Below are 22,700 nucleotides of genomic sequence, written 5' to 3'. Positions count from 1 at the left end.
CCGGCCGGCCCAAGGACCGGCGACGAGCGGGGCCCGACCCTCCCGTGGGAGAGCCGGGCCCGATCCGATCGGACGGTCAGTCCGTGCAGGACGGCTGGTCGAAGTGCCCCGGGGTGCCGGGGAACGCCACCCCGGCGCCCTGCTCGCGGTTGTCGCGTGGGTAGACGTACGACAACTCGAGGAACGCCGAGGTGCCGGCCGTGGTCACGTCGGTCGCGCTGCGACCGGCGCCGGACGCCCAGGCCAGCTGGGTCAGGAACTCCTGCATGGCCGGGCTGTGCTGGCGCACGTCGTTGAACCCGCCGTAGGCCGAGTTGCAGTGGGTGAACAGGTTGTAGGCGCCGTTCCAGTCGAAGAGCCGGTCGCCGTTGTTCGGGCCGTTCGCCGTCACGTCACCCTGCAGCACGTCCCGGTCCCAGCCGCCGTACATCCAGTCGGTGCCGTGGTGGTGCTGGTTGTCGGCCACGGCGTCGTCGTCCAGGTTCGTCATCTCGAACCACAGGCACGGGTCGACCGTGCCCGACGCCAGGTCCACCGGCCAGGCCCCGGCCGCGCAGTTGTCCGGGTACGACCCGCGGGGGCGGAAGTCCAGCAGGTCGGAACTGAGCACCGCGGCCACGGCCGGGCCGCCGGTCGCCCCGGCGCCGCCGAAGAGGTGGTCGACGTACTGGTCGCTGTCGCCCCGGGCGGCGGCGCTGAAGACGCCGTCCACCTGGCACTGCGGGTTGGCCGCGTCGAGCATCGGGTCGCAGCCCTTGCCGCCCCACAGCACGTCCGACCCCTCCGACCCGAACAGCTCGTCGCCGCCGCTGTCGCCGTTGGCGACGTCGTCACCGAACCCGGTGTGGATGTTGTCCGCCCCGGCACCGCCCCGGACGCGGTCCGCCGATCCGGCGGTCAACCCGGAGTGCGGCATCGGCGCCGAGGTGGAGCTGCCGATCCAGGCGTCCCCGTCGGTGTCGTGCAGCAGATCCACACGCCGGTCGTAGCCGCCGGCCCGGAATCCGGTGTACGTCTCCTGCGGCACCGACGACAGCGTGGTGGTGAAGCCCAGCGCCGCCACGTCGTCGGGGTTGAGGTACTGGCTCACCACGCCGCCCCGGTCGCCGAGGATGGCGTCCCGGCCGTCGTCGCCGTACAGGGTGTCGGCGCCGAGCTCACCGAGGAGGTCGTCGTCGCCGTCGCCGCCGCGGATCGTGTCGTCGCCGTCCTGGCCCCAGACGCCGTCGTTGCCGGCGTCGCCGTAGAGCTGGTCGCCGCCGAACGCGCCGGCCGGCTCGCAGGTGGCCTGGGCGGTGGTGCAGAACCGGGTGGACGGGCCGGGCAGGGCCGGATCGTGGGTACGGGCCCGGGTGGCGTCGGCCGGCACGGCGCCGGTCGGGTACCGCTCGGTGTAGACCCGCTCGGCCGGGCTGCCGTCGACCAGGGTCACGGTCCGCAGCAGCGACCCGTTGTCGCCGAGGAGCACGTCGTCGGCGCCGTTGCCCTCCACCACGTCCCCGGTGTCCCGGAAGCCCGGGGCCGAGCTGCCGCCGATCAGGTCGTCCTGGCCGGCCGGCGCGCCGTCGCCGACGAGGTCGGCCGCGGCCGCCGGGTCGCCCGGCCAGCCCGGGTCGGGCAGCGGGGCGACCGTGGCCCGTCCCGCCGCGCCGAGGGCGCTGTCCCCACGCAGGACGTCCGCCCCGCCGTTGCCTTCCAGGTAGTCGCCGTCACCGTCACCGGTCAGGGCGTCGTCGCCGTCCTGACCCCAGAGCGTGTCGACGCCGTCGCCGCCGCTGATCCGGTCGTCGCCGTACCGGCCGGCCGTGGCCGCCGCCCGGTCCAGCAGCACCACGATCCGCGGACCGAAGAGGGTGCCGCCGGCACCGACCCGGACGGTCACCGACGTCGGCTGCTCGCCGGCGAGCGGGCGCAGCACCGCACCGTTGTCGCCGATGACGGCGTCGGACCCGGGGCCGCCGAAGACCGCGTCGGCGGTGTCCGGCTGGCCCGTGGTGGCCGCTCCGGTTCCGTCGTACGCGGTGCTGGAACCGCCCACGAGGTCGTCGTCGCCGTGGTTGCCCTCGACCCAGTCGGCGCCAGGGCCACCCTCGGCGAAGTCGGCGCCGCCGTCGGCGTGCACCCGGTCGGGCCCGCCCTGGCCGAAGATGACGTCGTCGGAGTCCCCACCGAAGATCAGGTCGCCGCCGCTGGTGCCGGCCGCCGGGGTGAAGCCGAGGTCGAGCAGGGTCACCTTGCGCGGCGGGCCGGCCCGGCCCTGGGTCACCCGGGTCGCGTCGGCGTCCGCCGGCGCGAAGCGGGCGTTGTCCCCGGCGATCAGGTCGCTGTCGCCGTCACCGTGGAGCTGGTCGCCGACGTCGGGCCGGCCCGTGCCGGCGGCCGGCTCCTGCGCGGAGCCGCCGACGATCTCGTCCCGGCCGTGGTCGCCGTGGACGAGGTCGGCGCCGTTGTTGCCCTCCAGCTGGTCGTGCCCGACGTCGCCGTTGATCCGGTCGTCACCGAGCCCGCCGTAGGCGAGGTCGTCGTCCCCGCCGCCGGAGATCACGTCCCCGGCGCCCGCCCCGGCCACGTCGCCGGCCAGGTCCAGCGGGTAGGGCCCGACGTCGCCGACGCGCGGGGTGCCGTTGTCGCCGACGATCCGGTCCGACCCCTCCTCGCCGTAGAGGCGGTCTCCACCGTCGGCCGCGCCGGCGGTGCGCCCACCGCCGTACAGCACGTCGCCGTCCCGACCGCCGAAGACCTGGTCGCCGCCGGCGTTACCCTCGGCGGTGTCCACGCCGGCGCCGCCGAAGAGGCCGTCGTCGCCGGCGTTGCCGAAGAGCAGGTCGTCGCCGTCGTCGCCGTGCAGCTGGTCGACGCCCGCCGCGCCCCAGGCCCGGTCGGCTCCGCCACCCAGGTGCAGGGTGTCGTCGCCGAGCTGCCCGCAGGCGCGGTCGTCGCCGCCGCCGAGGTCGGCCCGGTCATCGCCGCCACCGGCCGAGACCACCTCGACCCCGGCGCCGCCGAGGACGAGGTCGGCGGCGCCCTGGTCGGCGGGGGCCGGCTGTGCGTCGGCGAGGGTGGCGTCGGCGCAGGTCTCGGCGGGCAGGTGCCGGTCACCGAAGACCGTCGCGCCGCCGTCGCCGCCGATCACGTGGTCGCTGCCGAGTCCACCGACGAGCAGCTTGGCCTGCGACTGCGTGCCCGCCGGCAGCGGCTCGTGGGTGACCTGGCGGAACGGACCGTAGCCGTCCGACCCGTCCGGCTCGCCGACCCGGGAGGGCTCGGCGATCACGTAGTCCTCGTCGGGGCCGCCGAACAGCTCGTCGGTGCCGTAGCCGCCGACCAGCACGTCGTCGCCGCCGTAGCCGTAGACGCGGCCCGTCTGGCCGTTCGCCGAGTGCGAGACGACCAGGTCCACGCCGGCGCTGCCGTGCACGACGTCCTGGCCGGCGCCGGTGTCGACCTGGTTGACCAGCCCGGCGTCTCCGGTGCCGGCCTGGTCCGCGTCGGCGGGGACATCGGTGTCGTACGTGTGGATGGTGTCGTCGCCCCGGCCGCCGTTGACGGTGTCCGCGCCGGGACCGCCGACCAGCGTGTTTCCGCCGTTGGTCCGGTCGTCGACGATGGCGCCGAGCACGTCGTCGCCACCGTTGCCGTAGACGGTGCTGGCGCCGTGCCCGACGGTGACGTGGTCGTCCGCGCCGGCGTGGTCGCCGGTGGGGGCGCCCAAGGTCGTCCAGTCGACCAGCCCGTTGAGGGTCTTGTCGCCGGCCCCGGTGCGCACGGTGGTGGCGCCCCGGTCGGTGCCGCCGAGGCCGCTGTCACCGGCGACCACGTTGTCGCCGTCGCCGGTGGTGATGCTGTCGATCCCGGCGCCGCCGGCGACCCGGCTGACCGTGCCGGCCGCCTCGGCGGTAACGATCACGTCGTCGCCGCCGCGGCCGTCCACGTACGCCGGCCCGGTCCCGGTGCGGATCCGGTCCTTGCCGTCGGAGCCGAGCACCACCGCGGTCTTCTCGAACGCGGAGGTCCTCGTGCCGTCGCCGCTGGTGTCGCCGTCACCGAGGAGCAGCACCGACAGGGACGTCTTGTCCGGGTCGGCGACCTCGTAGCCGCGCCCGTCGACGACCACCCGGGTCAGGGCCGGGTCGAGGAACTCCTGCCGGCGGCCCAGGGCCTCCACCGCGAAGCCGTCGAAGTCGTCCGTGGCGCCCGGGGTGCCCGCGTCGGCGTAGTGCAGCGCGTACACCTTGACCACGTCACCGGCGTAGGTGTCGGCGCCGTTGTCCCACGCCTTGTCGCCGCGCTGGTCCTTGGTGCCGAACTTGCCGGCGAAGACGACCAGGGTGTCCCCGACGGTGCCGGCGAGTTCCGGTGGCGGCGGGGAGCAGTCCGGTTGGGCCCGGAAGTCGAGCAGGGTCGCGTCGACCAGGGTGAAGGCGAATTTCTTCTTGAACAGGAACAGGTCGATGGTGACGTAAACCCGCAGGAAGACCGAGAGCCGCCCGCTGGTGGTGAACAGGCAGATCGGGTTGACCAGGAGCGCCTGGAGGAACTCGCTGGTGCGGAACTTCCCGTCGTTGTTCGGGTCGTTCCAGCTGAAGCCGACGGTGAGCTGGATGCCGCCCTCGATGCCGACCTTGACGATCAGCACGCTCACTTCGGCCCCGGCGGCGATCTCACCGCGCAGGGTGACCACCGGGACGGGCTTGCCGCTGCTGTCGGCGGTCTTGAAGTACAGCCCGTCGAGCAGGCTCACCGCGTCGACGGCCGTGCCGTCGGTGGCCGCCTCGACGGCGTGCCGGATTCCGGCGGTGTCCAGGCCGGCGATGAACCGGGCGGTCACCGAGGCACTGCCGGACAGCGTGACGAAGACCGGCGGCGGCGCGTAGACCGGGCCGAACGACTGCCGCCAGCTGAAGCCCAGCGCCAGCGGGCCCGAGTCGAAGCTGATCAGCTCGACGTCCTGGCCGAGCAGCAGCCCGAACAGCGAGCCCGGGTTGTCGAAGATCGGGAAGCTGAAGCCCGTCTTCTGGGCGTTGCTCCTGCCGTCGGCGGCCGGGGTGAACAGCTTCTCGCCGTCGTCGCCCGCGGCGTCGTCGACGCGCGCCTTCACCTGCGCGCCGGAGGCCGGGTTGTACTCGGAGGTGCGGTCGATCAGACTCTCGGCCGAGGCCGGCGAGACCTCCGTGGTCAGCGCCTTGTCGCTGTCCATCTTGAACCCGCCGAGCGGGATGGAGCAGCCGGAGTCGCAGTCGGGTATCCGGTTGATGAACGTGACCACGGCGCGGACGGTGTCGATGAAGTCGAGCTTCGGACCACCGTTGAGGGTGCTGAAGGTCTTGGCGAGCCAGACCAGGGTGATGTCGGGGCCGCCGGTGGCCTTCGACAGGTCCGACAGCACCGGGATCGGCGCGTACAGGGTGTCAATGACCGGTTGCAGCGGCCCGGTGACGGCCTTGAGCTTCTCCACCACCGGCTTGAGGATCTTGTCGAAGAAGGCGCCGGCGTCCAGGGCGATGTCGGTGAACGTCACCTTCAGTGGTGTGGTGACGCCGTCGCCCGTGGCGGTGAGGCCGCCCCGCTTGTGCGTCAGGCCCCACCGTAGGCCGAAGGTGGCGCTGATGCCCGGCAGCGCGGAGTCCTCGCCGCCGGTGTCCACCGCCGCAGCCAGCTTCCAGTCGATCTTGACCTCGGCGGTGAGGTCGGTGGCGAGCAGCGAACCCAGGTCGGCGAACTCGGCCAGGGTCAGCCGGTCGTCCGGGTTGGCCGTGCAGTCGGCGGTGACGGTGGGGTCGAAGCAGCTCTTCTCCCCCGGTGAGCCCTTCAGGTCGATGCCGAAGTACGCCTTCACCAGCGGGTCGGTGGCCCGCTTCGTCGCCTTCACCTGGATGAAGGCGAGCTGGGCGGCCAGGTCGCCGGTCATGTCGAACTGGGCGCCGACCTGCACCTCTGGCGAGGTGTCCCCGTCGTGGGTGGGGACGTAGAAGCCCTCGTCCCGGTCCAGGACCAGGTCCAGGTGCAGCTTCCAGCCCAGCTTGGCCTGGATGCCGTCCGGGGCGCCCTTCTTCGCCTTCAGCGACAGGCCGGGGATGCCCAGGTCGAGCGGCACGTTGAGCTTGAGGCACTCGTCGGACGCGCTCGCGTCCTTACACCCGTCGGCTGCGGAGGGCGCGCCCTTGGAGGTGGTGAGCTTGATCCGGATCGCCTGGAAGTCCTCGGGCGCGCAGGGCGCCGTGACGCCGCTGCGGCAGCTGACCACCGCGCTCACGCCCGGGTCCAGGTCGGCGAGCACCTCGTTGAGGGCCGCCTGCACACCCGCGCTGTCGAGCGTGGCGTTGGCCAGCACCGGCCCGATCGCGGCCTTGACGTCCTCGCGCAGTTGCGCGACGAAGCGCTGGCCCTGCTGCAGGTCGTCGCCGACCAGGGGCAGCTTGCCGTCGAAGCTGGCCAGGCGCAGCGCCTCCTCGACCTTGGCCAGGTACCCGTCGATTCCGACGTTGAAGTCGGTGAGCTTGAGCGACAGGTTGGCGAAGCAGGAGTCGAGGTTCGGGGTGCCGGCCGTCGGCGTCAGGTCCAGGCCGACGGTGAAGGTGAGCAGGTTCGTGTCGTCGGCCGGGTCGCAGTTGTTGACGAACAGCGGCGCCTTCGCGCAGAGCGGCACCTCCGCGCCGCCGACCCCGTCGCCGCAGTCGACGCCGGCGGTGGTGAACGTCGGCGTCAATCCGAGCAGGCCGGTGATCGGCCCGTCCTCGGTCAGGCCGTCGAGGCCGACGCTCAGATTGGCCTTCACGGTCGCGAAGTCCGGGTCCTTGCCGAGGTCGAGGGCGAGCGGCCCGACGCGCGCCGCGATCGCCGCGTCGGTGACGCCGCCCGCGACGGTGACGCTGGCCGAGGAGCTGTGGTCCAGCAGCGGCGCGGCGTTCAGTCGCAGGGGCAGCAGCAGGCCGAGCTGGGCCCGGGCGTCGACGTCGACCGCGAAGGTGCCGGAGCTGTCCAGGGTGATCAGCTCGCGGTGGGCGTCCCAGGCGAAGTTGAGCGGCCCACCGGTGTGGAACTTGCGCTTCCAGTCCAGCCCGAGCCGCAGGAACGGCCCGCCCGCGCGCTCGTCCAGCGTGAAGCTGATCCCGCTGTCCTCGCCGATGGCCCCGTTGAGCATGTCCAGGGCGTCCTGGAGATTGTCGGGGGGCGAGGCGAGCAGCTTGTCCAGCGCGTCGGCCAGCTCCGGGCGCAGGGCGTACGCGGTGCCGTCGGCCGGCTTCGGCGTACCGGCCGCCTCGACGCGCAGGATCTGCCCGTCGATCTGCTTCAGTACCCGGTACGCCTTGCTGCCGATCACGACCGTCCGGCCCTCGAGCCGTGCGCCGAAGCCGGAGTCGCCGTCGCGGGAGGCGTCCTTGAGCAGGAAGTTCGCCCCGTCGGCGACGAACGTGACGTCCTTGCCGACGCCGCTCTCGTCGGCGCCGAGCAGCTGCCGAGCGGAGCGGCCGAGCAGCGGGATCTCCTTGTCCAGCGGGCCGCTGCCGCCGCCGGGCTGGGACAGCGCGGCGTTGATCAGCCGCAGCGCCTCGACGACCACCGCGAAGAGCGCCTTCGGGTCGTCGGGGTTGAAGTCGACGGCGAACAGCCCGGAAAGCGCCGAGGTGTCGACCACCGGCTGCCCACCGGCCGTCCAGCTCACGTCGACGCCGATGCCCTCGCCGAGGGCGCCGGTGGCGCCGGGCACGCTGACCGTGACCCGGCCGGTCGTCTTCACCGACGACGACACGGCCAGCAGGTTCCCCGGGTCGGACTTCAACCGCTCGAAGAGCGTGCCGAGGCTGACCTCCTGCGCCTGCTTGAAGCTGACCTGGAGCATCCGCTCGCCGGCGGCGGCCGGCCCGACGGCGAGGTCGCCGGCCAGCTTGACCTTGAGGAAGCCGGCGGTGGCGAAGAAGTCCACCCCAGTGGTGATCGGGAAGTCGGCGGCGAACAGCGGCGTCGCCGGGTCGGTGCGCAGCAGCACCCGGTCGACGTTCGCCTTCGGGTCGGTGATGCCGTCGCGCAGGTCGAGCACGAGCGTGACGGACGCGCTGTAGCGGGGCTTGACCTTGGCGAAGCTGGCCTGCGCGTTCGCCGCCCGCAGGCCGACCCGCTCGTCGTCGCCGACCGGCTTGGCGAGGGTGCCGGCCAGCTCGACGGCGCCGATGTTCGGGCTGGAGCCGCTGATCACCCACACGCTGTCGTTCGGCGGCTGCCCGCCGATCCAGTCCTGGGTGAGGGTGACGGAGTTGGCCGTGTTGGCGGCGACGGTGCCGGCGGAGGTGCCGGCCACCACCCGCTGGCCGACCAGCTGGCCGGGCGTGAACCGGCTGCCGCTGACGCTGAAGCCCTTGGCGGTGAAGGTCGCCCCGCGCCCGGACAGCTCCGCGGCACCCGGGTCGAGCGGAACCTCCACCGTGGACTCCCGCTCCAGCTTGACCCGGAACACCAGCTTGTCGTTGTCGAAGGAGAGGTTGTCCACCGGCAGCCCCTCGGCGGCGAGCAGGGCGAGCAACTGCTGGATGGAGCTGAACTTCGGCTGCCCGGCCAGGGCCGGGTCGTCGGAGTCCGGGTCGAACTGCGGGTCGTCCGGCCGCGGGTGGACGTACTTGCGGAGGAAGTCGGTGAGCTTCTCGTTGACCTTCACCGCGTCGGCGAACGTGCCACGCAGGAAGGGCAGGTTGAGGTTGCCGGCCGGGCCGCTCTGTTGCACGCCGCTGAGCAGGGTGGCGAGCTGCGCGAGCCCGGAGGCCAGGTCCAGCGGGCTCATGTTGCGGAACTTGGCGATCGTCTCGTCCAGGCCGGTGGTGGTCACCGTGGGGGTGCCGACGGAGATGTCGTTCCAGTCGACGTTCACGGTCGCCGCCACGGCGGGCAGCGCGAAGGGCGCGCCGGAGACGGCCGCGCCGAGCTTGACCACGCCGTGCACCGAGCCGGGGCCGGGCTCGGTCTCGGTGTCGGTGTCGGAGATCTTCCCACCGCCGGAGTTGTCGAGGGCCACCTGCACCAGGCCGGCGAGGGAGCCCGCCGCGCCGAGTTCGCCGCTGTTCGTGCCGGCAGCCGTGTCGAAGGCGAGCCGGCCGTCGCCGTTGGGGTCGGTCACGGTGACCTTGAGGTGGGTACGCGCGGTGAGGGTGCTGCCGGCGGTCAGCGTGACCCCGAGGATGCCGACCGAGGCGGTGGCCTGGTCGAGGTCGGCGCGCAGCCGCGCCGCCGCGTCGATGTCGATGCGCGGGGTGTCCCCGTCGCGCACCAGGTAGGTCTCCCCGGCGGCGGTGTGCCGGGCCCGCAGGTGGAGGGTGGCCCAGCCGGTGACGCCGACCGCCTTGTCCAGCGTCACCCCGGCCAGGGTGAGGTCCTTGTCGACCACCTCGCGCTTCGTGGTCAGCAGCACGTCCAGCAGGTGGTCGCCGCCGCTGATGCTCACCGAGCTGGTGAGCCGGGTGCCGCCGCCGAGGTCGACGTCGTCCCTGGTCAGGCCGCTGGCCAACGCGTCGGACGCCTTGTCCACGAGCGTGTCGGCGTCGACGAGCGCGCCGGGGCTGACGCCGAGCAGAGGCAGCGGCTGGCCGAGCAGCCCCAGCTGGGACAGTCCGTCGTCGGCCCAGGTGGCCGTGCGGGACATCAGGTTCTTGAACGCGCTCTCCCACGCCTCGTCGGCCTGGGCGGGGGCCGCCGTCCACACCAACCCCATCGCGGCGGTCACCGCCGTCACGATCGCCACGGCGAGCAGCCGTCGTAGAGCCACCATGAGCCACCTCGTTCGTCCGATGGCCGTCACCGACGGCGCTGGTCCGGCGCCAGCACATCGATCGCGGGAAATGCTCACAACTCGTGTGTCGGCATGGTGACAGTGCGTCGATCCGAACGGTCGACACCGCCGGACCGGGTGGCAAAGAAGACTGTGCTGCGGGCCGTACCGCCCGGGCCATGTCGCGCCCGTCCCCGCCCGCACTGATGGAAGCCCTGCGCCACGTCGGATCCCCGCCGTCGTCACCGCGCTCGCCGGCGTGGCCCTGCTCGCCACCTCCGCATACGGCACCTGGCGGTTGGGGGCACGCGACGCGGCGTTCGGTGACTCCGGCGACCTGGACCGGCAGAAGCTGTCGCTCTGACGCCGGCTCGCCCGCGCGCGGGATCGTTTTCTGGCACCGTCAGAGGAGCCGCCCGTACCGCCCGGTGAGGAGACGATGGTGGGCCACGCCGCCGTGCACCACAGGACCGTCGACGTCGACGGGATCACGATCTTCTACCGGGAGACCGGGCCGGCGGAGGCGCCGGTGGTGCTGCTGCCGCACGGCTACCCCGCGTCGTCGTTCCAGTTCCGTCACCTCCTGCCCGCCCTCGGCGACAGGTGGCGGGCGATCGCGCCGGACCAGCCCGGCTTCGGACACAGCGACGCACCCGACCCGGCCCGGTTCGCGTACACCTTCGACGCCCACGCCGAACTGCTCCGCCGGTTCGCCGAGACGCTGGACCTGACCCGGTACGTCATCTACCTCCAGGACTACGGCAGCCAGTTCGGGCTGCGCCTCGCGATGTCCGCGCCGGAGCGGGTCGCCGGCCTGGTCGTCCAGAACGGCGACATCTATCCCGACCAGCACGGCCCCAAGTACGAGCCGCTCAAGCAGTTCTGGCGCAGCCCCACCGACGAGGGCCGGGAGCGCCTCGCCGCGGCGGTCGGCGAGGAGGGCTTCCGCAGCGAGTTCCTGGGCGAACTGCCCGACCGGCTCAGGGACCGGGTGAGCCCCGACCTGTGGCGGCTCGCCGCGGCTTCCGCCGCCACCCCGCAGCGCCGCGCCAATCTGGTCCGCCTCCTCGCCGACCAGGGCAGCACCGTCGCCTGGTTCCCCCGGCAGCAGGCGTACCTGCGCGACCACCAGCCGCCGACGCTGATCGTCTGGGGACCACACGACGGCTACATGCCCGAGGGTGCCGCGCGCGCCTATCTGCGCGACCTGCCCGACGCGGAACTGCACCTGCTAGACGGCGGGCACTGGCTGCTGGAGACGCACCTCGACGAGGTGGTCCCACTCGTACGCGACTTCCTCGGGCGGGTCCATCCCTGACCACCGCGCGGCCGCACGCCGCACCCCGCCCGGCCGGCCCGGCGGAGTGGGTCGTCCTGCTGACCGGAAGGTGCCTCCGCTACCGGAATGCGGGCCAGTGCTCCGCCCTTCAGGGCGGGGGTGAAGGCCCGTGCGGGAGGGCCGTTAAGGCCCGAGCGTGTTGTGAGCCGGCTGGTTTGCTGCTCGATGTACTGGCGTAGGACAGTCATGGGTGCGCCGGCGAGGGACCCGGCGAAGTACGAAGCGGACCGCAGCCTGTTGGCGCGGTAGTAGTGACGAACCAGGTCGGGGAACTCCTGCCGGATCCGTCGCGAGGACACGCCCTTGAGGCTGTTCACCAGCTTCGACAGGGCAACCTTTGGCGGGAAGTTGACCAGCAGGTGCACATGCTCGCCCTCGCCGTTGAACTCGACCAGTTCGCTGTCGAAGTCGGCGCACACGGCTCGCATGATTTCCTGTCGGGTCAGGTGCCGGTCGGCGAACATCTTGTGCCGAGAGTTTTGTCGCGAAGACCAAGTGGGTGTGTAGGGCGAAAACCCGGTGCCTGGCGGTGTGAACGTCCGGAGAATCTGTCATAGGCCGTTGCTAGGTTGTTTGATGTGCAGCTTCGGTACAACTACCGCGTCTACCCGACGCCGGGCCAGCAGGAAGCGCTGGCAAGGGCGTTCGGGTGCGCGCGGGTGGTGTTCAACGACGGGCTGCGCGTGCGGCAGGAAGCCCGAAAGGCCGGGCTGCCGTACGTCTCGGATGGGGAGCTGTCGAAGCGGCTGATCACTGAGGCCAAGCTGACGCCGGAGCGTGCGTGGCTCGGCGAGGTGTCCGCGGTGGTGCTTCAGCAGTCCCTGGCAGACCTGAGCACCGCGTACCGCAACTTTTTCGGCTCGCTATCCGGCACGCGCGGGGGGCGCAGGGTCGCCCCGCCGCGGTTCCGGTCTCGCAAGGACAACCGGCAGGCCATTCGGTTTACCGCGAACGCCAGGTTCAAGGTTTTGGACAACGGTCGGCTGCGACTGCCGAAGATCGGTGACGTGCCGGTGCGGTGGTCTCGGGCCCTGCCGGCAGAGCCCAGTTCGGTCACGATCATCAAGGACGCGGCTGGCAGGTACTTCGCCTCGTTTGTGGTGATCTCCACCGACGAGCCGTTGCCGCCGGTCGAGTCCGAGGTCGGTATCGACCTGGGGCTGACTCACTTCGCGGTCCTGTCCGACGGCACGAAGGTGGCGGCGCCGAAGTTCCTGCGTCGGGCCGCCCGTAAGCTGCGCCGGTTGCAGCAGAGTCTGTCCCGTAAGCAGCGGGGCAGCAACAACCGTAAGAAGGCCGTCGTCAGGGTGGCGAAGGCGTATGCCGAGGTGGCCGACACCCGGCGGGACTGGCAGCACAAGATCTCGACGCGGATCGTCCGCGACAACCAAGCGGTGTATGTCGAGGACCTGTGCGTGACCGGTCTCGGACGGACTCGACTGGCCAAATCGGTGCACGATGCCGGGTGGGCCAGCTTCACCGCGATGCTGGAGTACAAGGCCGCCCGATACGGACGCACCTTCGGAAAGATCAATCGGTTCGCGCCGACGTCGCAGACGTGCTCGACCTGTGGCCGGATCGACGGACCCAAACCGCTGAACGTCCGGTCGTGGACCTGCCTATGCGGCGCGGTCCACGACCGGGACGTCAACGCGGCGATCAACGTGTTGGCCCAGGGACGCTGGGACAACTCAAACGCCTGTGGAGCGCAGGTAAGACCGGCACCCGTGCCGGCGCAGCGCCGTGAAGCAGGAATCCACCCAGGCGCCGCGCGCGGTTCCGCGCACAGCGCGGAGGGAATCTCCGTCCTTAGGGCGGAGAGAACGTCAAGGTCCGACGCATGACGGTCGCCCGCTCGATCCTGCTGTTCCTGCTCGCCGCGCTCGCCGAGATCGGTGGCGCGTGGCTGGTGTGGCAGGGCTGGCGCGAGCACCGAGGGCTGCTGTGGATCGCGGCCGGAGTCATCGCGCTCGGGTTCTACGGCTTCGTCGCCACCTTCCAACCCGACCCGAACTTCGGCCGCGTCCTTGCCGCCTACGGCGGCGTCTTCGTCGCCGGCTCCCTCGCCTGGGGCATGGTCGTCGACAAGTTCCGCCCCGACCGCTACGACATCATCGGCGCAGCCATCTGCCTCGTCGGCGTCGCCGTCATCATGTACGCCCCTCGCAGCGGCTGATCCCTGGCCCTCCGCAACCCGAACGGGAACCAGGAGTCGCTACCCGCGACCAGCGGCAACGGCGGTCGGCACCCGCCCGGCCCCTACCCGTGACCAGGTGGATCAACGGGTGCGTCTGGCACCGCGGGCCGCGCGTCGCCCACCGTCGCCGTGGCAGCGTCCAGCACGGCCCGGAGCGGCGCGTGTGGGAACCCCTCGCCCGTGCCGGTGTCCGGCCCTAGCCGGGTGCTGTAGAAGGGCTCGTCGTGGCGGTCGTCCTGACGGGCCCACAGGTTGCCGGCCTCGTCCCGCTGCCAGATGACGTTCTGACCACGGAAGTCGGCGCGTTCGAGCCAGTCGGCGCCGCACGGCCAGTAACCCTCCCACTGCGGAGGGCGCAATGCGGCGTATGCCTCGTCAACGGCGGCGACGGCCTGGTCCACGTCGTCATCGTCGAAGACGGCGGCGAATCGGCACAGCAGGGCCAACGGCGCCCCGGGGTGCTGCAGCTGCGGATCCCACGCGGCGATCGCCCGGCAGATCAGGTCGAGTTCGGACCAGCGCAACGCGTACGGGTGCCAGTGTGCGAGATCGTCCCATCCGAGCTCGGCCGGCTCTGCCGAGTCAGGGGTGGTGACCTCCAGGCTGTAGGAGTCGGCCGAGGCGTCGATGCTCAGTACGACGTGGTGGCCTTCGCCGACCTCGAAGGCCACGTCGAGCGACGAGTCGGCGGCGTCCTCATCCGCATCGTCATCGTCGTCATCATCGTCGTCGTCCAGCAGGCCTTCGAGGTCACCGAGCCGATCCGCCCCGGGTCCCTCCTCGTGGGCGAACGTGTACCGCGCCCAGAACACCGGATCGTGCAAAGACTCGTGCAACACTGATGGAGTCGCCACCAAGAGGACTATAGGGACGGCACGAGCGGCATCCCGAACGGGGTCAGCGGCGTGGTGGACTGGTCAGCGTCCGCCAAGAGGGGCGGCTGTTCGTGGGCGCCAGCGGGAGAGGTTTGTCCAGGGACCTGTCCCGGGGCGGCTGACCGCTCGTCGCCGGGGATTGTGCGAGCGTGCGGTGCTTGCCGGGGCTCACGCCGTGGATCCGCTTGAAGGCCGCGCTGAAGCCGAAGGCGTCCGCGTACCCGAGCCGGCGCGCCACGGCGGCGACCGTCTCGGTGGTCTCGGCCAGCATGTCGGCGGCGAGTGTCATTCGCCAGTCGGTCAGGTAGGTCAGCGGTGGCTCACCCACCAGTTCGGTGAACCGTTTCGCCAGCGTCGTGCGGGACACCCTGGCCCGGGCGGCCAGGGAGGCGAGCGTCCACGGCTCACCCGGGGCGTCGTGCATGGCGCGGAGCGCCGGGCCCACCGTGCCGTCGCTCAGCGCCCGATACCAACGAGGAGCCTCGGCGCCCGGCTGGTCGAACCAGCCCCGGATCGTACAGACCAGCAGCCAGTCCAGCAGACGATCCAGCACGATCTGCCGACCCGGGCGGCACCCGCCGAGCTGGAAGTCCAGATAGTCGCGGAGCGATAAACAGTCATGATCATCCGGTACGACCAGCACCGGTCCGGCGGACTCCGAGAGGGCTGACGACTTCGTGTCGCGGGCGGTGAAGTCGGGCGTCGGCCGGTTCGTGGCGCTCTCCGGACGCGGGATCGACAAGATCGACGGGGATTTCTCGCCGGGCATGGTGGCCGCGGAGCAGGCCGTGCGCGACTCCGGCGTGGAGTGGACGATCATCCGGCCGAACAACTTCAACCAGAACTTCGACGAGGACCTGTGGCACCAACCGTTGGCCGACGGCCGTCTAGCCCTGCCGATGGACGCCACGCCGGAGCCCTTCATCGACGCCCAGGACATCGCCGACGTCGCCGCGACCCTGCTGACCGAGGACGGCCATCACGGGCAGGTGTACGAGCTGTCAGGCCGCCACGCGCTCACCTTCGCCGAGGCGGTGACGACGATCGCCAAGGCGGCCGGTCGATCCATCCGGTACGTGGAGTTGACGCCGGAGGAGTACCGGGCCGAACTGCTCGCCGAGGGTTACTCGACGGCCGACGCGACGACGCTCAACGCCATGTTCGCGGGGATGCGCGCCGGGTATCTCGCCGAGCCGACCGACGCGGTGCGGCGACTCCTCGGGCGCGACCCGATCGACTTCGACAACTACGCCGCGAGGGCTGCCGCGGCCGGCGCATGGTCGTGACGCAGCCGGGACAGCAACCGATCTGGTAGGCCAGCCCGGGATCGCCCGTGGGACGACGCCCGTCGACACAGCGATCCCGGGCTGCCTCCTGTGGGCGACACCTGGAGCCCGGCGAGACCGGTCGTCGCGCGCGCTAGTCGCCCACCGGCGCCGCGCGGAACGTTCGCCGATAGGCACGCGGCGACACCCCGGTGGCGGCCAACAGGTGCTGCCGGAGCGAACCACCCGATCCGAACCCGGCCTGCTCCGCGATCCTGTCCACCGGGAGGTCCGTGCTCTCGAGCAGTTCCCGGGCGCGTTCGACCCGCTGCTGGGTGAGCCAGGTCATCGGGCTCACCCCCACTTCGTCCTGGAACCGCCTGCTGAACGTCCGCACGCTCATGTTCGACCGGGCGGCAAGCTCAGCCAGGACCAGCGGGCGATCAAGGTGTTCGAGCGCCCACGCTCGGGCCTGTGCCGTCGTCGTCGAGTCCGCTTCGACCACGGGCCGCCGGATGTACTGGGCCTGACCCCCGTCGCGCCAGGGTGGGACGACGCAGGAACGCGCCGCCTCGTTGGCGATCTCACTGCCATGGTCCCGTCGGATCACGTGCAGACACAGATCGATTCCCGCCGAGACGCCCGCCGAGGTGAGAACGCTACCGTCGTCGATGAAGAGAACATCGGCATCGACCATAAGGTCCGGGTAGAGGCTCTGAAGGTGGTCGGACTCACGCCAGTGAGTGGTCACCCGGCGGCCGTCGAGGATGCCCGCCGCCGCCAGGACGAAGGAACCCGTACAGATCGCCATCACGCGCGCGCCGGGGCGGACAAGCCCCAGAGCGTCACGCAGCGGCGCAGGAAGTGCCTTCTCTTCGCCCCACTCCCGCCCGCTCGCGGAGGGAGGGATCACCAGGGTGTCCGCCTGGGCCAGCGCCGTGTGGTCGTGGTCCACGGCGATCGCGAAGTCGGCCGAGGTGTCGACGGGGCCGCCGTCGAGCGAGCAGGTGGTCACCGAGTACAGCGGCTTGCCGTCGGAATCGAGGGCGGCGCCGAAGAGCCGCGAGGGGATGGCCAGCTCGAAGGGGACGACGCCGGGAAGCGCGAGCACAACGACGCGATGCATGGCCAGATCCTGACACATGTTGTCCATCTGGCCACTGTAGCGGCCCTGCCCCTCCGGAGATGCTGGACGGGCGCGGCCGCCTGATGCGGCGGCACGACAGGTGAGGAGCACAGTGACAACCAGCTCAGGGCGAGTGCCGCACCGGATGCTCGCCGTCAGCCAAGACGTGGCCGGGGCACCCGACGTCCTGAAGATCGTCGAGACGCAGCGACCGGTCCCCACACTCGGCGAGATCCTCGTCCGCGTCCACGCCGCGGGGGTGAACCCCACCGACTGGAAGACCCGCGCTCGCGGCCAGTTCGCCACCGGCGCGCTCCCTCCGTTCGTCCTGGGCTTCGACGTCTCCGGGGTGGTCGAAGAGGTGGGGCCCGGGGTGACCCTGTTCGCGCCGGGCGACGAGGTGTTCGGCATGCCGCGCTTCCCGCATCCGGCGGGCGCGTACGCGGAGTTCGTGACCGCCCCCGCCCGGCACTTCTGCCGTAAACCGACAAACATCGACCACACGACCGCCGCGGCGTTGCCTCTGGCGTCCCTGACCGCGTGGCAGGCTCTCGTCGACACCGCCGACATCCAGCCGGGCCAGCGCGTCCTCGTCCATGCCGCCGCCGGCGGAGTCGGGCACCTGGCGGTGCAGATCGCCAAGGCGCGCGGCGCATGGGTCGTCGGCACCGCGAGTGCCGGCAAGCACGACCTTCTTCGCGGGCTGGGCGCGGACGAGTTGATCGACTACACGACGGAGGACTTCGGCATCCTCCGAGACATCGATGTCGTGCTCGACACCGTCGGCGGGGACTACACCCCGCGCTCACTCCGGACCCTGCGCAGGGGCGGGATCCTCATCTCGCTTCTGCCCATGGCCCCGGACTTCCCCGCCGACCTTGCCGAGGAACTCGACGTCCGCGCCACCCGAATCCTCGTCGAGCCCGACCATGCGGGCATGAGAGCGGTCGCGGATCTCGTCACTCGTGGGCAGCTGCGGCCACTCGTCGACACCACGCTCCCGCTGAGGGAGGCGGCCCAGGCCCACGAGCGCGGCGAGACCAACAGCACCACCGGGAAGATCGTCCTTTCCGTCGTCGCCTGAGGCCCGCCCTCGCACGCAACGCTGTTCCAACCACGTCACTCACTGAAGGAGTTCCATCCGCATGGGCAACGCGACACCTTCCAGCACGGCCGCCGTCGTCGAATCCTTCTTCGCGCGATTCAGCGCCGGTGATGTACCCGGACTCGTCGACCTCTTCGCCGACACGTTCAACTTCGCGGTCAACGGGACCCCCAACATCCCCTGGTCCGGGCAGCGCTCCGCCCCGGCCGAGCTGCCGGACTTCTTCGGCTCGTTCGGACGCGTACTCGGACCGGCTCAGGAGTACAACGTCACGGCGACGGTCGTCGACGGGGAGAACGCGGTCGTGCTCGGGCACAACAAGTTCGAGGTCCTCGCGACGGGGAAGACGTTCACCAACCACTTCGCGCTGCACATCGGGGTCAAGAAGGGCAAGATCACGACCTATCACATGTACGAAGACACCTATGCGATCGACGCCGCGTTCGCCGCGTGAGCCGCGGACGAGCTGACCACGGTTGAGCCGTGCGGTGATCGGAATCGACTGTCCGGATCCCGATCACCGCACGCTGTGCCTCACCACCCGTTGCCGAGCAGCGAGATCCGCACCGCCGTGCGATCGACGCAGCCCGGTAGCGATCCGGTACACGCTTAAGTAGCAGCACCCGGCTCTGTTTGCTCCCTTGCGGCTGGCTCGGCTGCTGTCCTTCCCTGCCGTGCAGCCGGCCAGGGCTCTCCGCCATGAAGACCGGCCACTTCGCGTTCCGGGATCCGTGCCACGAGAACCATCACCCGCTCGGGGTCAGCCGGTGCCCGTCCGAGCACGCGCACTTCGGCCTGCTCAGCGAGGGTTGCGTCAGCCAGGATGGAGAACACGAGGTCGCCGTCCGTCCGGCTGTACCCATCGGCCGCCAACTCGACGACCGCGCCAGAGTGCAGCTCAACGACCCAGCGGGTCGGTGGTCCGGCAGCGAACCTCACGGCTCGAAGCCTAACGTCCGGAACAGCTGGACCAACGCCGGGCCGGAGAGCCACGCCAGCGGCACACGGTTCTCGGAATGGAGTTTGGCTCAGTCAGTTAACGGCCCTCTGACCTGCCGCAACGGGTCATACGTGCAACCTCGTGGCCAAGATCGGTCCGCACATGGTCCGTGACCTCGGCGAGCCCGTCGGTCAGACAACCACTGTTGATCGCATGTGGGAAGATGCGCCGATGCCGCTCACCTTTCCGTCGCATCCAGGTGTGGCACTCCCGCTCAAGCTCTGGCGACCCCGATGGTTCGACGGTGTCGCGCTGACTACCGGCGCGGTCGCACCCGACATCAAATACGCGTTCCTCGGGATCGGACCGGACTGGCAGAGCCACACCCTCACCGCGCTGGTGTGGTGGTGCCTGCCAGTGGCGCTGCTCGGCGCGTGGCTCGTCCGCGCCACCGTCGCGACCCTCGCCGCTCACCTACCCCACCTCGGCCCGCTCGCGCTGCGCGACTACGGGGTGCTCGCCACAGTGCGCCACCCCTGGCAGATCACCGCCGGATCGGCGCTGCTCGGCGCGGCCAGTCACATCGCGTGGGACTACCTCACCCACACCGTGGCGTGGCTGCGCATCGTATTCGGCATCGACTGGGACCAGGTCAGCGACGTCGCCTGGTGGACCGTGTCCGACATTCCCAGCAGCCTCCTGGGCGCGCTGGTCACGCTCGGCGTCGCCGTCGTGGTCGGCCGCCGCCGGCTCCTTCGCGCCTGGCACGGCAACCCACCGCCGGTCCACACCCGCCCGACGGTTTTCTGGTCCCTCGCGGGCGCCGCTGCAATCATCGGGTACGCCCTGACTCCGCTTCTGCCAGCCAAGGAACTGCCCTGGGCGACCACAGTGCGGCTGCTGTGTATCACGGCCGGGGCGCTGCTCGTCGCCGCCGCAGCAGTGCAAGCAATGAACGCTATAACCGCCCCCGCTGACACACGCACGGTGGCGCGTGGGAGTCATTCGGAAGCGCCACCCTCATCGCTGTAGCAGGCCCTGCCGGCGCTGGTGAATGGCGGATCTCTGAGGAGGGCCGGGGTTCGGGGCGGAGCGCCGCGGTCCTCACGGCTCTTGCGGCCCAAAGCGTGGCTGGCCGGCCCGGCCGATGCCGGCCGGAGGCCGCCAGCAGACCGGGGTCGGGTCGGCGCGGCCCGCTTGCGGGCTTGGCCCATCCGTCGGCGATGACCATTGCTCGTCCGCTTCATGCCTTTACCTGTCCGCTGCCGTGGCCGCGAAGTCTTCGAATGCCCCGGATACCTATGCCCAACAGCCAACCGCCGCCGATGGACAGTGGGAATGCCAACCAGGATGGCCACCAGGACCAGCTCTGTGTCCACGAGTACAGGTGGAGGCCAGTCCAGTGGCAGCCACCAGCCCGCCTGCCACCGCCGAGAGGAAATAAGCGAGCCGGCGCCAATGCACGCCTGCAGTAGACCACGGCCCCACAAGACCTAGCCGGCAAGCTCTGCATGCACTTCAGTTCACCAACTACAGGTAAGGAGGTCCCGGCCGGCCTAGTCGGCGGGCCGACCAGGCCTTGTCACCTGGGCAGACGTCGTCACCAGCGGTCGTCATTGGTCGCTTACGATCGGCCTCCGACGGCCTGGACCTAGGGCCTGTGTCGAAGTCGATCCCAGCACTTCTTATTGGGGCCACGCGCAGGATTGGCTCAGACTATGGCCGTTGTGCCGGCTGGATTACCCCGCCGCCGTCACAGACCAGCGGCGGGCCAGCGCCGTTGCTGCAAGAAAGGCAGCGAGGACAATTGCCGCCTCGGCCGCGATTGCCGATGGGGTGAGCGGGAAGTTGAGCGACCAGGCGAATGTGGCCGCGGCTGCGATCGCGGCTGCGATCGCGGGCGGCAGCAGCAGTGTCATTCGCGCCGCAGTGTGTCGGATGTGGGGCGCGTCTCGTAGGGCGATGCGTACGGCGAGGACGGCGCCGGCGACGACAACCGCTGCGACGCCGCCGTAGAAGACACCAGCGGCAAGCCACAACGGCACGCGCATGCTTTGCGGCAGGTCGAATGCCGCCACGAATGCCTGGTGCAGGCTAGTGACCACGATGTAGCCCACGACGAGGGAGAGCATCGCGCCTGCGGTCGCAGCGCCGAGTACCTGGCCGTACCGCGGTGGGGTGCGCTTCACGCCGGCTTCTTCGGCGATTCGCAGGGCGAACTCGATTGGGGTCAGCGCCGAGAAGCTCTGCGGGATCGAGCCCGTCGGCGGCTGCTGCCTCGAGCTCGGCGCGGAGGTCGGCCGTCAGAGTCACCCGGTCGCGACGGTGAATGCCGAGAGCGCGCCACTCGCGGTCTGCGGCGTCGAGGAGGTTGTCAACGGCCGACGTCGACGTGCTCATGGTCGTCTCCTGGGTTCGGTGGACGGACGGCGAGTGTTGCGTTCACGACGCTGGCGAACTGAACCCACTGCTCGCGCCAAGCGCGCAGTCGATCGTGGCCGGTATCGGTGAGCCGATAGACCTTGCGGGGTGGGCCGTTGGGACTGGGGTGCAGCGCGTTGGCGATGAGTCCCAAGCGGTGCAATCGGGTGATCAACGGGTAGACGGTGCCGTAGCTCACCGTTCCAAATCCGGCGGTGTCGAGTCGGCGAACGAGTTCGTAGCCGTGCGCCGGCTCGCCGGCAAGCAGCGCAAGCAAGCACATGTCCAGGCAGCCGCGCAGTAGCTGGGCCTGCCGCTCGGAAGCGACATCCGACCCACCTGCTGCCGCTATCATGCGCCACACAATACGGCCCGGTACTATGCGTCGTCTAGTAGGTCATCGCCAGAAGCCGGTCATAGCCACTCGTTGATGGCGGCGAGATGGATGGTTGCCTCGTACCGGACGGCCAGCTTGTCGAAGCGGGTGGCCACGGCGCGGTTGCGCTTGAGTCGGTTGATGCCGCACTCCACGGCGTGACGTTGTTGGTAGAGGTGCGGGTCGAAGGCTGGTGGTCGGCCGCCTTTGGATCCCTTGGCTCGCCGGTGAGCGTCCTGGTCCGTCTTGCTCGGGATGGTTGCTGCTATTCCGCGTCGGCGCAGGTAGGCCCGGTTGGCTTTCGATGTGTACGCCTTGTCGGCCAGGACGCGGTCCGGGCGGGTCCTCGGGCGTCCGGTCTTCAGCCGCGGGACGCGGATGGCGTCCAGGACCGGGATGAACTGCGGACTGTCGCCGCGGTGTCCGGCGGTCAGCACGATGGCGAGGGGCTTCTGTCCTTGCTCGCAGCCCAGGTGCAGCTTCGTGGTCAACCCGCCGCGGGACCGGCCGAGCGCGTGATCAGCCGGCTCAACCATGACACCGCCGGGTGGTTCAACCTGCAGATCCCCCTTTTCCTCGCCCCAGCAGCGTGCTGGTGGGCGCGGGCACTGGTCGAATCCACCGACACGTCCCAGGTGATCCGGCCGGCCGCGTCGGCAATGGTCTGCAGCGCGGTGAGCACCCGCTGCCACGTTCCGTCGCGTTGCCACCTGCGGAACACGGCATACGCCGCCGACCAGGACCCGTACTGCGGTGGCACGTCCCGCCACGGGGCGCCCACCCGGATCCGCCACCGGATCCCGTCGATCAACTGCCGTCTGCTCCACAACGACGGTCGACCCGACCGCTTCGGCGCCGGCAGCAACGGTTGCAGCACCGCCCACTGCGCGTCGGTCAGGTCGTGCCGCCTCGTCACCGCTAGGGTGTCCACGAGGTCTCCGGTGGTCTCCGGTTTTCTTGGTCGTTAAACCATCTACCGGAGACCTAGCCATATCTCGATCTCCGACACGCGAAGATCCTCAAGCCAGCTCAAGCCCTGGCCCCGACTTCGACACAGGCCCTAGTGCCGCATCAGGCAACGTTTGCCCTGTCGTGACGTGACGCGCCGTCCGGATGCTGGCTCGAACGGCGTGGTGTCGCCAGGCTGTCCGGGTGATAGACCGAGTACGCGTCCGGGAGATCGACGACGACGAAGGGCAGCGCCTGCTGCGGATCATCCGTCGGGGCACCGGATCGGTGGTGACCTGGCGACGGGCGCAGATGATCCTGCTGTCCGCGCAGAGCATGCCCGCGGCGAAGATC

General features: G+C 70.7%; 14 protein-coding genes and 1 pseudogene. 7 read left to right on the top strand and 8 right to left on the bottom strand.

Going from position 1 to position 22,700, the window contains the following annotated elements:
* Positions 1-76 precede the first annotated feature (76 nt).
* Entirely contained in the window at positions 77-9,751 is a 9,675-nt protein-coding gene (locus ACGF5C_RS30150; protein ID WP_393307088.1) for a calcium-binding protein, read from the bottom strand.
* A 445-nt stretch (positions 9,752-10,196) separates the two neighbouring features.
* Here ACGF5C_RS30150 and ACGF5C_RS30145 point away from each other — a divergent pair, with 445 nt between their 5' ends.
* Entirely contained in the window at positions 10,197-11,072 is an 876-nt protein-coding gene (locus ACGF5C_RS30145) for an alpha/beta fold hydrolase (RefSeq protein WP_393307086.1), read from the top strand.
* A gap of 176 nt (positions 11,073-11,248) precedes the next feature.
* Here ACGF5C_RS30145 and tnpA read toward each other — a convergent pair.
* Positions 11,249-11,648 (bottom strand): annotated as a pseudogene (gene tnpA / locus ACGF5C_RS30140) (IS200/IS605 family transposase); the annotation flags it as partial.
* A 23-nt stretch (positions 11,649-11,671) separates the two neighbouring features.
* Between tnpA and ACGF5C_RS30135 the strand changes: the two are divergent.
* Complete coding sequence (locus ACGF5C_RS30135; RefSeq protein ID WP_393307085.1) at positions 11,672-12,937, top strand: RNA-guided endonuclease InsQ/TnpB family protein; 1,266 nt, start codon at positions 11,672-11,674, stop codon at positions 12,935-12,937.
* Positions 12,934-13,269, top strand: coding sequence for a YnfA family protein (locus tag ACGF5C_RS30130; protein WP_393307083.1), 336 nt, complete (start codon positions 12,934-12,936; stop codon positions 13,267-13,269). Before ACGF5C_RS30135 ends, ACGF5C_RS30130 begins: the two co-directional genes overlap by 4 nt.
* A gap of 83 nt (positions 13,270-13,352) precedes the next feature.
* Here the strand turns inward: ACGF5C_RS30130 and ACGF5C_RS30125 are convergent, their stop codons facing one another.
* Together ACGF5C_RS30125 and ACGF5C_RS30120 are read right to left on the bottom strand one after the other, a co-directional pair.
* Positions 13,353-14,114 (bottom strand): hypothetical protein, encoded by a 762-nt coding sequence (locus tag ACGF5C_RS30125; RefSeq protein WP_393307081.1) that lies wholly within the window; start codon positions 14,112-14,114, stop codon positions 13,353-13,355.
* A 73-nt stretch (positions 14,115-14,187) separates the two neighbouring features.
* On the bottom strand, positions 14,188-14,808 hold the full coding sequence (locus ACGF5C_RS30120) for an AraC family transcriptional regulator (RefSeq protein ID WP_393307079.1): 621 nt from the start codon (positions 14,806-14,808) through the stop codon (positions 14,188-14,190).
* Positions 14,809-14,842: 34 nt separating this feature from the next.
* On the opposite strand from ACGF5C_RS30120, the gene ACGF5C_RS30115 reads away from it, so the two are divergent.
* Positions 14,843-15,451: an NAD(P)H-binding protein gene (locus ACGF5C_RS30115; RefSeq protein WP_393307077.1), complete on the top strand. Its 609-nt coding sequence runs from the start codon at positions 14,843-14,845 to the stop codon at positions 15,449-15,451.
* A 133-nt stretch (positions 15,452-15,584) separates the two neighbouring features.
* Here ACGF5C_RS30115 and ACGF5C_RS30110 read toward each other — a convergent pair whose 3' ends face one another.
* Complete coding sequence (locus ACGF5C_RS30110; RefSeq protein WP_393307075.1) at positions 15,585-16,583, bottom strand: GlxA family transcriptional regulator; 999 nt, start codon at positions 16,581-16,583, stop codon at positions 15,585-15,587.
* An 85-nt stretch (positions 16,584-16,668) separates the two neighbouring features.
* Here ACGF5C_RS30110 and ACGF5C_RS30105 point away from each other — a divergent pair, with 85 nt between their 5' ends.
* The 3 genes from ACGF5C_RS30105 to ACGF5C_RS30095 all read left to right on the top strand — a co-directional run bounded on the left by ACGF5C_RS30105 (position 16,669) and on the right by ACGF5C_RS30095 (position 19,633).
* Positions 16,669-17,640 (top strand): NADP-dependent oxidoreductase, encoded by a 972-nt coding sequence (locus tag ACGF5C_RS30105; RefSeq protein ID WP_393307073.1) that lies wholly within the window; start codon positions 16,669-16,671, stop codon positions 17,638-17,640.
* Between the two features lie 61 nt (positions 17,641-17,701).
* Complete coding sequence (locus tag ACGF5C_RS30100) at positions 17,702-18,115, top strand: nuclear transport factor 2 family protein (protein ID WP_393307071.1); 414 nt, start codon at positions 17,702-17,704, stop codon at positions 18,113-18,115.
* 627 nt (positions 18,116-18,742) lie between these two features.
* A complete protein-coding gene (locus ACGF5C_RS30095; RefSeq protein ID WP_393307070.1) occupies positions 18,743-19,633 on the top strand; it encodes a DUF4184 family protein in 891 nt (296 codons plus the stop codon).
* 707 nt (positions 19,634-20,340) lie between these two features.
* Here the strand turns inward: ACGF5C_RS30095 and ACGF5C_RS30090 are convergent.
* The 3 genes from ACGF5C_RS30090 to ACGF5C_RS30080 form a co-directional block, all read right to left on the bottom strand.
* Positions 20,341-20,790 (bottom strand): hypothetical protein, encoded by a 450-nt coding sequence (locus ACGF5C_RS30090; RefSeq protein WP_393307068.1) that lies wholly within the window; start codon positions 20,788-20,790, stop codon positions 20,341-20,343.
* A 185-nt stretch (positions 20,791-20,975) separates the two neighbouring features.
* Positions 20,976-21,377 (bottom strand): PadR family transcriptional regulator, encoded by a 402-nt coding sequence (locus tag ACGF5C_RS30085; RefSeq protein WP_393307066.1) that lies wholly within the window; start codon positions 21,375-21,377, stop codon positions 20,976-20,978.
* A gap of 59 nt (positions 21,378-21,436) precedes the next feature.
* A protein-coding gene (locus ACGF5C_RS30080) for an IS5 family transposase (RefSeq protein WP_393307064.1) occupies positions 21,437-22,329 on the bottom strand; the annotation gives its coding sequence in 2 pieces (ribosomal slippage) (positions 21,437-21,963 and positions 21,963-22,329; 894 coding nt in all).
* Between the last annotated feature and the right edge of the window lie 371 nt (positions 22,330-22,700).

Source organism: Micromonospora sp. NPDC047620 (assembly GCF_043205005.1).
GTDB lineage: Bacteria > Actinomycetota > Actinomycetes > Mycobacteriales > Micromonosporaceae > Micromonospora.
The sequence above is the reverse complement of the archived record's forward strand: the minus strand, read 5'-3'. Positions and strand labels throughout refer to the sequence as shown.